Raw genomic sequence first — 13,186 nt, forward strand, 5'->3', positions numbered from 1 at the left:
CTCCCGGAAATCACTGCCCGTGAGATTTTGGATTTCTATGAGATGCGGATGGTGATCGAGGTGCATGTCGTCGCCTCGCTCACAGGCAAACTTTCGGATGATCAATTAAAACAACTGTACGCGATACTGGACGAGCAGGATATCTGCGCAGAAACACGCAATACGAACCGCTACCACCAGCTTGATCTGGACTTTCATACAACGCTTGCCGAGCTGCATGGAAATTCCGAGATGGTTCGGACCCTGCAACAGATGCGCGACAAAATGTACAGGCTTTCTCGGCGCCTGCACCGAATTCATCCCGAGCGGCTGAGTTTGAACGCGCAACAGCACAGGGCGATTGTGGATGCAATTCGCGAAGGCGAGATCGATAAGTCGCGCAAGAGTATGCAGGCGCATCTGGCCTGGGGACGTGCATTCACCCTCGATCCCAACGGGCGGATGGGAGGGGACTGGCAGCGACTAACGGTCGCTGCAGGCTGACCTTGAACTGACGGAGTCGGGTCTCAGCGAGGGTAAGGCCGAACTGTTAGCCTTCGGCCACCACTTTATCGCCAACCCCGATCTAGTTGAAGGCTGAAAACCGGCACTCCACTCGCCCAGATGAACCCGGCCACGATCTATGGCGGTGGCGCCGAGGGCTACACCGATTATCCCGCCGCAATCGTCTCGGCCGACGCCTGATCCGGAGTAGCAGCATCATGAAGGCTCTCATTCTCGACCGCTACGGCAAGAAGCAGGCGCTGCGTCTCGGCGACATGCCCGTGCCCGGTCCCGAGGACGTGCTGGTCGAGGTTGAGACGGCCGGCCTTAACATCCTCGACTCCAAGATCCGGGATAGCGCGTTCAAGCCGATCCTTCCGTACAAGACGCCGCTCGTGCTCGGGCACGATCTGGCCGGCGCGGTGATCACGTCGGCGCGAATGTGCGGCGCTTCAAAGTCGGTGACGCCGTCTATGCCCGCCCCCGTGACGGGCAGATCGGCGCCTTTGCCGAACGGATCGCGGTCAAGGAGAGCGATCTGGCGCTCAAGCCCGCCAACTGTCGATGGCGGAGGCCGCGTCGATCCCGCTGGTCAGGCTGACCGCCTGGCAAGTGCTGGTCGAGCGTGCGCAGATCAAGCCGGGACAGAATTTTGATCCATGCCGGATAGGGCGGTGTCGGCACCTTCGCCATCCAGCTCGCAAAGCATCTTGGAGCCACCGTCGCGACAACGGCAGGCCTGGGTGAACAGCTTCATCTATTTCAGCCAGTTGAACGGCGATCTCGATCGCCTCAGCCAGACCTATCTCGGCCTACCCCTGCAGCCTCTTCAGCTAGGTCTTCCGCCGGTAGCGAGTTATCAAGATCGATCGTCGGCACACGGCGATCGATCTCGATCATTGAATAGTGAAAACCAAAGAAGAATTTAATACCCAAAGCAACGAACATCGGGGACCGACCCGTCCGGTTCGGCAGTAGGAGCTGGCGCCGGCGCGTTCCATCCCACTGCCAGGCGACTGGACGGCCAGTGCTCGATAAGGGTGGGGCGAGGGTTTGCTTCTGTTCAAGCCGAAGGATAGGAGTTGGCATCCCGGATTTGGCGCATGTTGCCGGACTTCGATTGTCTCAGTCGGGTGGATTGTCGCCATACGAGCTTCGGTGCCAGAATGACCAGCATGCTGATGGAACGGACGTTCGCCCTGTCTCAAATAATGACCGGGGTGGCAAAGTCCTGGAGGACAATCATGACACTACCCAGCTACGCAATGAACCGGGCGAGTTTCCCGGAGATGTACGAGCGGTGGCTAGTCGGTCCTCTTTTCCGCCCATGGGCCGAAATGACTCTCGAAGAGCTGGCACTATCTCCAGGCGACCGTGTCCTCGATATCGCTTGCGGAACAGGAATAGCGGCGCGCGTTGCAAGAGAGCGGCTCGGTCACGCCGCATACGTCGTCGGCATCGACATCAGTCCGGATATGCTTGCCGTGGCGCGCACTGTGGAACCAGCCATAGACTGGCGCGAAGGCAATGCAAGCGCCCTGCCTCTTTGCGACGGAGAGCAGTTCGACGTGGTCGTCTGCCAGCAAGGACTGCAGTTTTTTCCTGACAAGCCCGCGGCGGCGGCGCAGATGCGTGGCGCGCTGGCAAAGGTGGCAGGCTGGCGCTGGCCACGTGGCGCCCAGACGATGAAATCCCGTTCTTTCGAGAGCTGCGCCGCGTCGCGGAGCGCCACCTGGGCGCCATCGTCGATCAGCGGTACAGCCTAGGGGATGCTGCCCCGCTTGAGGCGCTGCTGCGAGACGCAGGCTTCCATGAGGTCCGATCAAGGACCGTTTCGCGCACCGTCCGTTTCGGAGAAGGCGCACCCTTCCTGCGATTGAATACGATGGCGCTGGTTGGGATGAGTTCTCTAGCCAAGGAAATCGGCAATCAGGAACGCAAGCGCATCGTGGACGAGATCGTGAGCCATAGTGCGTCCGCGCTGCAGCCATACAGGGATGGATCGGGACTCGCTTTCGAGCTCAGCACCAATCTGGCGACAGCCAAAGGGTGAAGTGCTTCCCTTGTCCCGCTATGGGAACATGAGCCATCCCGGATGGCAGTGGCAAATCTGGGCAACAGCAGGTGACGGCAGTTTCTCCATACAAAGCCGATGTTCCCGAACAGGCCGATGAACAATAAGGGTCGAAGGGAGCCGATCTTCACGAGCCCTGTACACGGAATGTTACGAGCGTTCACGTTCTGGCCAAAAACATCGCATAATGGATCGTCGGGAACCCTGTGAAAATGTCTCGGGGCGAACTTCTGGTGCCGATTTCTTTCAAGGGCTTTGAGCGCATAGACGGCCCTCGGCCCCATTCGATTGGCCACCAATTCTCCTCCCGGAATAGTGCGGTCGATCTGATATGAGCATGCCCATAGACGGATGGTCCGGTAGGCGCTATTCGTGATGTAACCGTACATCACCAAATCATCCCTTATTATCCCAAGGCCTCTCAGATTGAAAAAAGTGCAGCGCAGTTTTGCCGTCGAGTACAAGAACGGCAGGCGAAAACTCGATCCCAAGTCGAACGCGATCTGGGGCAACATGGATCTAAAGTCAGTCGCTCGCGATCTAGAGGAAGAGACATCGCCGCATCTGTCAGATAGTTCTCAGCATGGCACGTCCTACGGCGCAATGTCTTTCCCGGAACCTGACGGCAAGTCGTTGTTGACACCGTCTCTTGGGGCGGCAACAACTGTATCAGATACACAGGAGATGAGCATGGCCGACGAGACTGATACGATAACCAAGGCTGATGGACCGACCGTCGCCGACACGCCTACTGCGCCGAAGAAACAGCGCAAACCCCGCGCCAAGAAAGCGGCGGCACTTGAGACCTCGTCAGCTGACGCTACTGCAGAGCCGGCGGCGGCGCTGACCGGTGCCGGTGGCGGGAAGAGGAGAGGGCGCAAGGCAAAGGTGATCGAAGCTGCGTCGAGTGCTAAACGTACGCGTGTTCGCCGTGCTCCAAAGCCCGCACAGACCACCTCGGCCGCGCCGATAACAGCGATCGATGAGATGGCGGATCTCTTGCAGTTGGAAGAGGAAAATCAGCGGCTGCGCAAGCTTCTGGCTGAAAAGCTTCGCGCTGAAAATGCCGATCTGCGCAAACGGCTCAAGCTCGATTGATATTAGCAGCCAGTCAACCGCCGGCCGCATTTCTATGCTTATCGAGACATACAGTTTGGCGGCGATGCTGTTGCCGGAACTCAAACTCACTGCCTGCTTGCGGGATAAAACGCGAGGTCGGATAGATGGCGTCTCCCTGGAAACTTCTTGCCCGGCTGATCTCACCGGGACGCGGACAAAAGAGAGAAAACGGCTCGACCGAGAAGGTTACGGCGGAGGCGTTGGCTATTGCGGGTCCGACTGAAAAGCCTGCCGAGGAGAGCCTGATTAGCGCTGCTCGACCGGCAAGCGAGGAGCTACCTCGTCACGATCATGCCGCTGCAATCTCCGCAGTGCCTGTGCATTCCGAAAAAGCCGAAAACGATGTCCGCGACAAGATCGACGGCGATGTCGCCAAAATGGTGGAGGTCGCTAATCCGGCTATATCCGGGGGGACTGGTATCGACGTCACGGCTGCACATGATACCCCTAGGATCAAGCGAACTGTGGAGGTCGCACCGCGCAAGCAAAGGAGCCGCGGCAAGGAAGCGGTGGCGATAGCGAATGGTCGCAAGGGTATACACACTGCAAACGAGATGAGCCTCGATGACGAGATCAAGGTGTTGAGGGCTCAGTTGGCCAGAAAGTTAAAGCTGCAAAACGCGCAGTTGAGAAAAATGCTAGACCGGTTTGAACGCTGAGCGTGGCGCGCTGCCTGTCCATTTAACCCAGGATCGATTGCAAGCCTTTGCCGGTTCAGATCCCGTCAAGGCGGTCGAACGTGGCGAGGCTTATTTAAGAGCGCTTACCTTAGCTTTCTCCTTATTTAAATAAAGCCACGCTTGCTTAAATAGCGGCCGAAACCCATACTCGCGTCATGTCTGATTCCGAACCCAATCAGCGGCGCGGCCGCTTTGTCGAAACATCAGTTTGGCCTGCTGCCGGTTTCGTGGACACCGAGTTAAGGTGTTTCCAATGAAACTGGAGCGCATGAATGCAACGAAGGAAGTTCAGCCGCGAGTATAAGCTTGAGGCAGTGAAGTTGGTGCGAGAGCGTGGGGTCAGCGTTGCGCAGGCATCCCGCGATCTGGATGTTCATGAAAATGTCCTGCGCAAGTGGGTAAGAGAATACGGCTCCGACCCTGTGCAGGCTTTTCCTGGTCACGGGCAGATGAAGCCCGAGCAGCTTGAGATCGAGAGGCTTCGAAAAGAAGTCGCCAAGCTGAAGGCGGAGCGCGACATCTTAAAAAAGGCCGCCGCCTACTTTGCGAAGGATGTGATATGAAGTTCGCGTTCATTGCAAAGCACCGCTCGATCTGGCCGGTGGCATGGCTCTGCGAAGCGCTGGGTGTATCGCGTTCCGGCTTTCATGCCTGGTTACATCGGTCACCGAGCCAGCATGCCCGGTATGACGAGGCTCTGCTCGACAAGATCAAGGACAGCTTTAAGGACAGCGACCGCACCTACGGCGCGCGGCGTGTCTGGCATGATCTTCTCGCGGAAGGCTTTTCCTGTGGGCTGCATCGCGTCGAGCGTCTCATGCGCGACAACGCATTGAGAGCAAGACCGAGAAGGCGGGGTTTGCCGAAAGACGACGGTGAGCGCCCGGTCATCATGCCGAATGTTCTGGACCGTCAGTTCTCGGCGGGAAGGCCGAACCAGAAGTGGGTGGCCGATTTTACCTATCTATGGACGGCTGAGGGCTGGCTCTATGTGGCTGCCGTCATCGACCTGTTCTCGCGCCGTGTCGTCGGCTGGTCGATGAATGCCAACATGACGGCCCAGCTCGCACAAATGCGCTGATCATGGCGATCTGGCGCAGAGGCAAGCCGGATGCGCTTCTCCACCATTCGGACCAGGGTAGCCAATACACCAGCGATCAGTTCCAGCGTCTCATGGCCGATCACGGCATGAGCCGGTCCGGCAACGTCTGGGACAATGCCGCGATGGAAAGCTTCTTCTCATCACTCAAGACGGAAAGGACAGCTCGCAAAGTCTACAGGACCAGGGACGATGCAAAGGCGGACGTGTTCGACTACATCGAGCGCTTCTACAATCCGAAGCGTCGGCATTCGGCACTGGGCTACCTCAGCCCGATGGAATTTGAAAACAAGGTCGGATTAGCCTAACTCGGTGTCCGAAAAACCGGCAGCAGGCCATCCTGGGGCGGTTCACATCCGTCAAATATACCTTCCGGAATCAACCGAACCGAATTTAACAAATGGCGGTCCGATTACTGGAAAGCACGAGCAAATGACTTTTAGGAGGAGGTAAGGATGCCCCACGACATCAATGACGTGATAGCAGAACTTAAGGCGCTTGCCATTACGACTCCAAAAACGCCACCGTTACCGAATGACGTGCTCCTTGATCAATATGAAGCGGATATCGGCTTTACCTTTCCGGAGGATTATAGGAAATTCCTTAAGGAAGCGAGCAACGTCTTCGTAGGAACGCTAGAACCACTGATCGTGACAGACACACGCAACGCTCGTGGCGAGCTCTCCATTGCGTTGATAGAAGCGCGTCGCGTTGGTCTGCCCCATGATTTGCTTCCGATCTGCGAGGATAATGGCGATTATTACTGTTTTGCGCCGGATCAATCTATCAGATTGTGGGATCATAACGGGCTCTCAAGCGAAAAATGGCAGGACTAGCAACTTGGATTCATGAGGTTTGGATCGAAGGGCATTGAATACACGGCTGAAAGCGGGAAACTGGCGCCATCAGCCCCAGGGATTCGGTCTTGATGCCGGTCGCGCCTACTCCAAGTTCCACTGCTATGACGAGCCGACAGTTGGCTCCGAGCTCTCCGCGTCGGCGATGCCGTCATCGCCATTCCTTGATTCTTCTTCACGATATCTCTCGCTAGTTGAAAGTGAAGCGGGACCGACTGCCCCCGCTCCTTGCGCTCCGTTTTCATGAGGGCGGGTGGGGAGCTGCGAGGGGTGGGGCGCCAGGGGCACCCCTCGACCCCTATTCTCGCCGGCATCGGCGGCGTCGTCGGCTCAACCGGTGCGGCGTACGCCACGAACGCGTATCAAAACACCTTCCTGACGCACAAACAGCTGGATGAACTTAAAGAAGCGCTGATCGGTTGCGAAAAGCAGGGCGATCTCGCGGCCTGCAGGGCGGAGGTTTTCGGAACGCTACAGCGATCTCGACTTCGAGCAGGAAAAGAAGCTCGACGCCTGCCGGCAGTTTGAGTGCATGCAGAATGTTCTGCGGCAGCGAGCAGACGTCATGTTCAGCGCATTCGAAATAGGGGGTGTGCTGACCATACGGGCGGCGTGCCATGTCCAGACGGCGGAGATTGCCGAGAGGTTCGCCACCGAGCCTGACCACGGCGAGGAAAGGCACGACTGGAGTCGGCGAGCAGCAGGACGACGAGATAGACGACGGATCAGAAAACGTTTCCTAATGAAGCAGCGCTCACGCCGTCGCAGGTCAGATTGTCGTCTGGAGGCCGAGTTCGACCACGCGGCCGGTTGGGAGGCCGAAATAGTCAGTCGCGTTCCCGGCGTTCTGCGCAAGCGCGATGAATAGCCGGTCCTGCCAGAACGGCATGCCCCGCCGCTTCGACGGAAGGATCGTCCGGCGCGAGAGGAAGAAGGACGTCGACATGATGTCAAACTTCAAACCGAGTTTTCGGACCAGAACGAGGGCGCGTGGGATGTTCGGCGTCTCCATGTAGCCGAACGTGATGATCAAGCGGCTGAAGCGCGGATTGAAGCTCTCCAGGAAGATTTTCTCGTCGTCGGGGACGAAGGGCGTCGCCGCTGTCACAACGCTGAGGATGACGTTGTGCTCGTGAAGAACCTTGTAGTGCTTCAGACTGTGGAGGAGGGCGGTCGGCGCGCCCTCGATGTCGCTCGTCAGGAATATCGCGGTACCTGGGACGGTTGGCGGTTGTTTCTGGGCCAGCTTGTCGATGATCGCGGCCAGAGGGATCTCGTCCATCTTCGTACGGGCGGCAAGCAGACGGCGTCCCGACATCCACGTCTGCATGATCAGCCCCATCGTACAGGCGACCGCGACCGGCACCCAGCCGCCGTCCGCGAACTTGGCGACATTGGCGGCAAGGAAACCCGCGTCGATGATCACAAGCGGCAGCACTACCGCTGTGGCGATGATCATTTTCCAATTCCAGATGCGGCGCATGACAACGTAGAGCAGCACCGATGTGATCAGCATCTCGCCGGTGACGGCTATGCCATATGCCGCGGAGAGGCCGCTCGAATTGCGGAACTGCAGCACCAGTGCGACCACGAAGATGAAGAGGAACGAGTTGACCTGCGGCATGAAGATCTGCCCGGAGTGGGTTTCCGAAGTGTGGAGGATCTGGAGGCGCGGGAGCAGGTTCAGGTGCATCGCCTGGCGCACAAGAGAATACGCGCCCGATATCACCGCCTGGCTGGCGATAACGGTTGCCGCGGTCGCAAGACAGACGATCGGAAGCTTCGCCCAGTCGGGATGCATACCGAAGAAAGGATGGGCGGCCATCTCGGGGTTTGCCAGCACGAAGGCGCCTTGCCCAAAGTAGTTGAGTAACAGGCACGGAAAGACAAGCACGAACCAGGCGGTGACGATCGGCCGCCGACCGAAGTGGCCGAGGTCGACGTATAGCGCCTCTGCTCCCGTGACGGCTAGAAACACGGCCCCGAGGACCGTGATAGTGGTGCCGACGTTGGACGCGGCATAGCGAAGCGCATGGAGAGGATTGACGGCCCAGAGAACATCCGGATCGTCGACAATGTGAACTGTCCCGCTCACGCCCAGCACCACGAACCAAAGGGCCATGACGGGACCGAATACGGAAGCGACGCCGCCCGTTCCAAAGCGCTGCACGAAGAATAAGACCGCGATAATCGCCAGGGTGATTGGGACGATCCATCCGGAAAGAGCGGGCGCGACCACCTGGATGCCTTCAACCGCCGACAACACCGATATCGCCGGAGTGATAATGGCGTCGCCCAGGAAGAGCGAGGCACCTGCGACGCCAAGAACAAGAACCCAGGCAGGCCGACTTGAGAGGCTTTCTCTCGCGAGCGTCATCAGGGAAAGCGTCCCGCCTTCGCCGCGGTTGTCTGCCTTTAGGACGAAGGAAACGTACTTGACGGTCACGACGATCGTCAGCGCCCAGACGATAAGGGAGAGGATACCAAGCACGTTCTCTCTATGCGATCCACTCCCCATGGTCGCATGCAGCGCCTCCCTGAAGGCATAAAGCGGACTGGTGCCTATGTCTCCATAGACGACGCCGAGAGCAGCTAGCACCAGGCCACGAAGGCCGCTACTGGTTTTATGTTCGATCTCGGGATCTTGCGATCTGAGTTGGGGATAGGTCAAAGGGCCTCGCGTTGAATTTGCCTCGCTCGATCCGCCGCCGTCGGAGTAGTTAGAAAATGCGAGGCGGTCACCACGATTGTCAAACAAGTTTGTCGATCGGTTTGTGATCCAGAGGAGCCCATCCTGCCCGATCGAATCCGCTCCTCTCAAAAGCGACATCCTGCGCAGCGCCGCCACGACCTGTGCGTGATCGTATGGCTTCGGAAAGAACAGGGTTCTCAATGTCGCTGTCATCGAGGCGGTCCAGCGGTGATGATGATCTCGATCGGCGGCCATCGGTCGCGGATCGCGGCTGCGAGCTTCAACCCGTTCATGGATCTCGGCAAGTCGACGTCGGTGAACACGATCGTAATGCCCCGCCGCGCTTCCAGGATCGCGATTGCTTCGTCCGCATCGCGCGCCTCGACGGGATCGGATCCGCCTTCCTGCCCCATGTCCATCAGTCATCTCTGCGGTTTCAATACCCTGCTTTGCCGAGAGAACAAACCTATTGTTAAATAGCTTGCGACATCAGCCAATCGGCGAACACCTTTGACAGCCGCCGCTGGCTGCCGGCTTTTGGATAGGCGAGATAGTGGCCGATGTAGCGGTTATCGCGGCTGTTGCTGAACGGGCGAACCAGACGCCCGCTGTCCAGCTCGCGCCTTGCCAGAGTGTTCGACTCTAACGCCACTCCTAGCCCGTTTGCCGCGGCGTCGACTGCCAGAAAGCTTCTATCGAAGCTCATGGCGGGCAGGGGCGGAGGTCCGAGATTGTTGAGTTCAAACCAGTCGATCCATTGAATTCTTTTCAGGTCGCTGCGGATGAGGGGAAGACGCGTGAGATCGCGCGGAGTTTCCAGTCGTTCAGCCATTTTTGGAGAACACAGCGGAGAAATGATCTCTTCTCCAAGCGGCACGACGATCAAATCTTCTCTGTTCGATGGTTCGCCGTAGATGATGTCGACATCAAACAGGCCGTCGACGAAACGGGCATAGTTTGTGCTGGCCGCAACCCTCACCTCAACTCCCGCATTTTTTGCAAGGAAGTCGGGAAGGCGTGCAGAAAGCACCTGCGCGGCATAGCTCGGCGCGCAGTGAACCCGCAGGAGGTGAGTCTTGTTGGATGAAATCATCTCAACACCGCGACGAAGCTCTTCAAAGGCGTTGGAGGCATGGGAGAGGAGCGTCTGCCCCGCCAGAGTCAAGGTGACCTTTCGCGTGCTTCGCTCGAAGAGCGAGATGCCAAGGTCACGCTCGAGCTTTGCAATGGCGTGACTTACGGCGCTGGGTGACAGGTGCAGTTCCTCGGCTGCAGCGCGGAAAGATGCCAGCCTGGCTGCGGCTTCAAAGATGCGGACCGCGGAAAGTGAGGCCATCTGTAACATCGGATTAGTGAACCAGATTCACCCACCGTTGTAAACTTCGCGTTTGTCGAACGGCGTCAACTCGATCAGTTTCGAACCCGCAAGCCAACTGACTTGTCAAAGATTTGCCAGATGCTCGGGTCGCATCGGGAGGAGATCACATGCTACTGAATGGGAAGACAGCGGTCATTTCGGGCGCGGCGAGCAGGCGCGGCATCGGCCGTGCGACGGCGCAGCTTTTCGCCGAGCATGGCGCTCGCGTCGCGATCCTCGATATCGATGCCGACGCTGCTGCGGAGGCCGCCGCGGCGCTGCCGAGCGTCAAGTCTGGCAACCATGTCGGCCTGCGCTGCGACGTCGCCGAAAAGTCGTCCTGCGCCGATGCCGCATCCAAGGTGATCGCCTCGTTCGGTTCGGTAAACGCGCTGATCAACAATGCCGGCATCACGCAGCCCGTTACCACGCTTGATATCACCGAAGCCGACTGGCAGCGGATCGTGGCGGTCAACATGACCGGTGTGCTCTTTCTCAGCCAGGCCTTCATCCCCTACATGCGCGACAACGGCGGCGGATCGATTGCCTGCATGTCCTCGGTCTCGGCGCAGCGTGGCGGCGGCATCTTCGGCGGACCTCATTACTCCGCAGCCAAGGCAGGCGTGCTCGGCCTCGCCAAAGCGATGGCTCGCGAATTCGGTCCAGCCGGCATTCGCGTCAACTCCGTCACGCCTGGCCTCATCCAGACGGATATCACCGGTGGCAAGCTCACCGATCAAATGCGCGCCGACATCATCAAGGGCATCCCTCTGAGCAGGCTCGGAGAGGCCGCCGACGTCGCGAATATCTACCTGTTCCTCGCCTCCGATCTGTCCGCCTACGTCACCGGAGCGGTGATCGACGTCAATGGCGGCATGCTGATCCACTGAGGTCTATCTGGAGAGACACCGACATGAGCCAGATCGGCCACAATATTAGCCTGACAGAGCGCGCCCGGCGCATCCGCCGTCACGCGCTGCGCATGGGTGAGGTACAGGGGCAGGGTTATATCGCCCAGGCCCTCGGCGTCGCCGACGTCCTTGCCGTATCCTACTTCCACGCCACGAACTACCGGCCGGAAGATCCCGAATGGGAAGGCCGCGACAGGTTCCTATTGTCGATCGGCCACTATGCCATCGCCCTCTATGCCGCGCTGATAGAAGCCAAGATCATTCCCGAGGACGAGCTGGAGACCTACGGCACGGATGACAGCCGGCTGCCGATGTCCGGCATGGCTGCCTACACGCCCGGCATGGAAATCACCGGCGGGTCGCTCGGACACGGACTAGGCATCGCGGTCGGCATGGCCTTGGCGCTGAAGCGGAAGAAATCCTCTTCCTTTGTCTATAATCTGTTTTCCGACGGCGAACTCGACGAGGGTTCGACCTGGGAGGCCGCGATGTCGGCCGGCTCCTACAAGCTCGACAATCTGATCGGCATCGTCGACGTTAATCAGATGCAGGCCGACGGGCCCTCGATCGGCGTGCTCAATTTCGAACCGCTGGGTCCCAAGTTCGAAGCCTTCGGCTGGTTCGTCCAGCGGGTCGACGGCAACGATATCGACGCGCTCGTAAAGGCCTTCGACGCCGCCCGTCACCACGCCGAGGCCAAGCCCCGCATCATCATATGCGACACGAAGATGGCGAAGGGGGTGCCCTTCCTCGAGGCGCGCGATCGAAACCATTTCCTGCGCGTCGAACCCCACGAATGGGCCGAGGCCCTCAGGATCATCGATGCGGGAGTGGAAGCATGAGGCGCTCGAAGTACATCCGGCCTGCCCATCTTGAAAGCGGCATCGACAAGCCCCGCCTAACGACGTCGGCGATGATCGCATCGATTGCCGGCCCCGATCAGCCGACGAGACCGGCACCCTTCGGCAACGCGCTCGCCGCCCTGGCGCGGAAGGACGACCGCATTGTCGGCATGTCCGCCGACCTCGCGAAATACACGGACCTTCACGTGTTCCGTGCTGCGCATCCCGACCGCTTCTACCAGATGGGCATGGCGGAACAGTTGCTGATGATGTCGGCGGCGGGCATGGCGCGCGAAGGCTTTCAGCCTTGGGTAACGACATATGCCGTCTTCGCGTCCAGGCGGTCCTACGACTTCATCTGCCTGGCGATTGCCGAGGAGATGCTTGATGTGAAGATCGTCTGCGCCCTTCCGGGCCTGACGACGGGATATGGGCCGAGCCACCAGGCGACGGAAGATCTCGCAATGTTCCGCGGCATGCCGAACCTGACGATCGTCGATCCATGCGACGCGAGCGAAATAGAGCAGGCAGTTCCGGCGATCGCCGCCCATAAGGGGCCAGTCTACATGCGCCTGCTGCGCGGCAACGTTCCGCTGGTTCTGGAGGAATACGGCTACACGTTCGAACTCGGCAAGGCCAAGCTCCTTCGGGATGGCAAGGACACGCTCATCATCTCGTCGGGCCTGATGACGATGCGCGCGCTCGAGGCTGCCACGCAGCTTCGAAACGACGGCGTCGACGCTGCCGTCCTGCACGTCCCAACCATAAAGCCGCTCGATGAGGCGACGATCGTCGCCGAGTGCCGCAAAGGCGGGCGGCTGGTGGTCGTGGCGGAGAACCATACCGTCATAGGCGGCCTTGGAGAGGCTGTCGCGGGGACGCTGTTGCGTGCCGGCGTCGCACCGCCGGCCTTCCGCCAGATCGGCCTGCCCGACCAGTTCCTGGAGGCGGGCGCCTTGCCGACGCTTCATGACCAATACGGGCTATCGACCCTGAAGGTGACGGAGGCGGTCAAGACCTGGCTCTCGACCGGACGACATCGGCCGGTTGAGGAGATGCCGGGCGCTTAAAC

General features: G+C 59.3%; 12 protein-coding genes and 3 pseudogenes. 12 read left to right on the plus strand and 3 right to left on the minus strand.

Translation table 11 applies throughout. The features are described 5' to 3' along the window. Positions 1–42: 42 nt before the first annotated feature. From GGI60_RS32640 to GGI60_RS21750, 9 genes and pseudogenes are all read left to right on the plus strand, one after another. Positions 43–483 (plus strand): GntR family transcriptional regulator, encoded by a 441-nt coding sequence (locus tag GGI60_RS32640; RefSeq protein ID WP_312865363.1) that lies wholly within the window; start codon positions 43–45, stop codon positions 481–483. Continuing rightward, a pseudogene (locus GGI60_RS32130) lies at positions 482–684 on the plus strand (alkene reductase); the annotation flags it as partial. The gene GGI60_RS32640 and the pseudogene GGI60_RS32130, both read left to right, overlap by 2 nt. Before the next feature lie 17 nt (positions 685–701). After that, positions 702–1,216: pseudogene (locus GGI60_RS21720) on the plus strand (NADP-dependent oxidoreductase); the annotation flags it as partial. Between the two features lie 370 nt (positions 1,217–1,586). Continuing rightward, positions 1,587–2,249, plus strand: a complete 663-nt coding sequence (locus GGI60_RS21725; RefSeq protein WP_183918294.1) for a class I SAM-dependent methyltransferase — start codon at positions 1,587–1,589, stop codon at positions 2,247–2,249. Positions 2,250–2,983: 734 nt separating this feature from the next. After that, on the plus strand, positions 2,984–3,655 hold the full coding sequence (locus tag GGI60_RS21730; protein WP_183918292.1) for a transcriptional regulator: 672 nt from the start codon (positions 2,984–2,986) through the stop codon (positions 3,653–3,655). Between the two features lie 125 nt (positions 3,656–3,780). Next, positions 3,781–4,335 carry a hypothetical protein gene (locus GGI60_RS21735; RefSeq protein WP_183918290.1) on the plus strand — a complete coding sequence of 185 codons (555 nt, stop codon included), beginning with the start codon at positions 3,781–3,783 and terminating at the stop codon, positions 4,333–4,335. Between the two features lie 293 nt (positions 4,336–4,628). Then, positions 4,629–5,763, plus strand: a pseudogene (locus GGI60_RS21740) (IS3 family transposase). 57 nt (positions 5,764–5,820) lie between these two features. Next, positions 5,821–5,898 carry an HNH/ENDO VII family nuclease gene (locus GGI60_RS32795; protein WP_183918556.1) on the plus strand — a complete coding sequence of 26 codons (78 nt, stop codon included), beginning with the start codon at positions 5,821–5,823 and terminating at the stop codon, positions 5,896–5,898. A gap of 12 nt (positions 5,899–5,910) precedes the next feature. Next, positions 5,911–6,291, plus strand: coding sequence for an SMI1/KNR4 family protein (locus GGI60_RS21750; protein WP_210314559.1), 381 nt, complete (start codon positions 5,911–5,913; stop codon positions 6,289–6,291). Positions 6,292–7,081: 790 nt separating this feature from the next. Here the strand turns inward: GGI60_RS21750 and GGI60_RS21755 are convergent. From GGI60_RS21755 to GGI60_RS21765, 3 genes are all read right to left on the minus strand, one after another. Further along, positions 7,082–8,983 (minus strand): potassium transporter Kup, encoded by a 1,902-nt coding sequence (locus GGI60_RS21755; RefSeq protein WP_183918288.1) that lies wholly within the window; start codon positions 8,981–8,983, stop codon positions 7,082–7,084. A gap of 230 nt (positions 8,984–9,213) precedes the next feature. Further along, positions 9,214–9,423, minus strand: coding sequence for a response regulator (locus GGI60_RS21760; protein WP_183918286.1), 210 nt, complete (start codon positions 9,421–9,423; stop codon positions 9,214–9,216). Between the two features lie 53 nt (positions 9,424–9,476). After that, positions 9,477–10,349, minus strand: coding sequence for a LysR substrate-binding domain-containing protein (locus GGI60_RS21765; RefSeq protein WP_183918284.1), 873 nt, complete (start codon positions 10,347–10,349; stop codon positions 9,477–9,479). A 140-nt stretch (positions 10,350–10,489) separates the two neighbouring features. Here GGI60_RS21765 and GGI60_RS21770 point away from each other — a divergent pair, with 140 nt between their 5' ends. Genes GGI60_RS21770 through GGI60_RS21780 form a run of 3 tightly spaced genes read left to right on the plus strand, consistent with a single transcriptional unit; the run spans position 10,490 to position 13,184 of the window. Beyond that, positions 10,490–11,251, plus strand: a complete 762-nt coding sequence (locus GGI60_RS21770) for an SDR family NAD(P)-dependent oxidoreductase (RefSeq protein WP_012490214.1) — start codon at positions 10,490–10,492, stop codon at positions 11,249–11,251. 23 nt (positions 11,252–11,274) lie between these two features. Beyond that, a complete protein-coding gene (locus GGI60_RS21775) occupies positions 11,275–12,114 on the plus strand; it encodes a transketolase (protein WP_183918283.1) in 840 nt (279 codons plus the stop codon). After that, complete coding sequence (locus GGI60_RS21780; RefSeq protein WP_183918282.1) at positions 12,111–13,184, plus strand: transketolase family protein; 1,074 nt, start codon at positions 12,111–12,113, stop codon at positions 13,182–13,184. Before GGI60_RS21775 ends, GGI60_RS21780 begins: the two co-directional genes overlap by 4 nt. Positions 13,185–13,186: the final 2 nt, after the last annotated feature.

It is taken from the genome of Rhizobium lentis (assembly GCF_014200175.1).
GTDB classification, from domain to species: Bacteria; Pseudomonadota; Alphaproteobacteria; order Rhizobiales; family Rhizobiaceae; genus Rhizobium; species Rhizobium mulingense.

Coding starts and splice junctions, on each gene's coding strand:
- GGI60_RS21760 (WP_183918286.1), bottom strand. CDS start 9,423: ATGGACATGGGGCAGGAAGGCGGATCCGATCCCGTCGAGGCGCGCGAT.
- GGI60_RS21765 (WP_183918284.1), bottom strand. CDS start 10,349: ATGTTACAGATGGCCTCACTTTCCGCGGTCCGCATCTTTGAAGCCGCA.
- GGI60_RS32640 (WP_312865363.1), top strand. CDS start 43: ATGCGGATGGTGATCGAGGTGCATGTCGTCGCCTCGCTCACAGGCAAA.
- GGI60_RS21725 (WP_183918294.1), top strand. CDS start 1,587: ATGTTGCCGGACTTCGATTGTCTCAGTCGGGTGGATTGTCGCCATACG.
- GGI60_RS21775 (WP_183918283.1), top strand. CDS start 11,275: ATGAGCCAGATCGGCCACAATATTAGCCTGACAGAGCGCGCCCGGCGC.
- GGI60_RS21780 (WP_183918282.1), top strand. CDS start 12,111: ATGAGGCGCTCGAAGTACATCCGGCCTGCCCATCTTGAAAGCGGCATC.
- GGI60_RS21735 (WP_183918290.1), top strand. CDS start 3,781: ATGGCGTCTCCCTGGAAACTTCTTGCCCGGCTGATCTCACCGGGACGC.
- GGI60_RS21770 (WP_012490214.1), top strand. CDS start 10,490: ATGCTACTGAATGGGAAGACAGCGGTCATTTCGGGCGCGGCGAGCAGG.
- GGI60_RS21750 (WP_210314559.1), top strand. CDS start 5,911: ATGCCCCACGACATCAATGACGTGATAGCAGAACTTAAGGCGCTTGCC.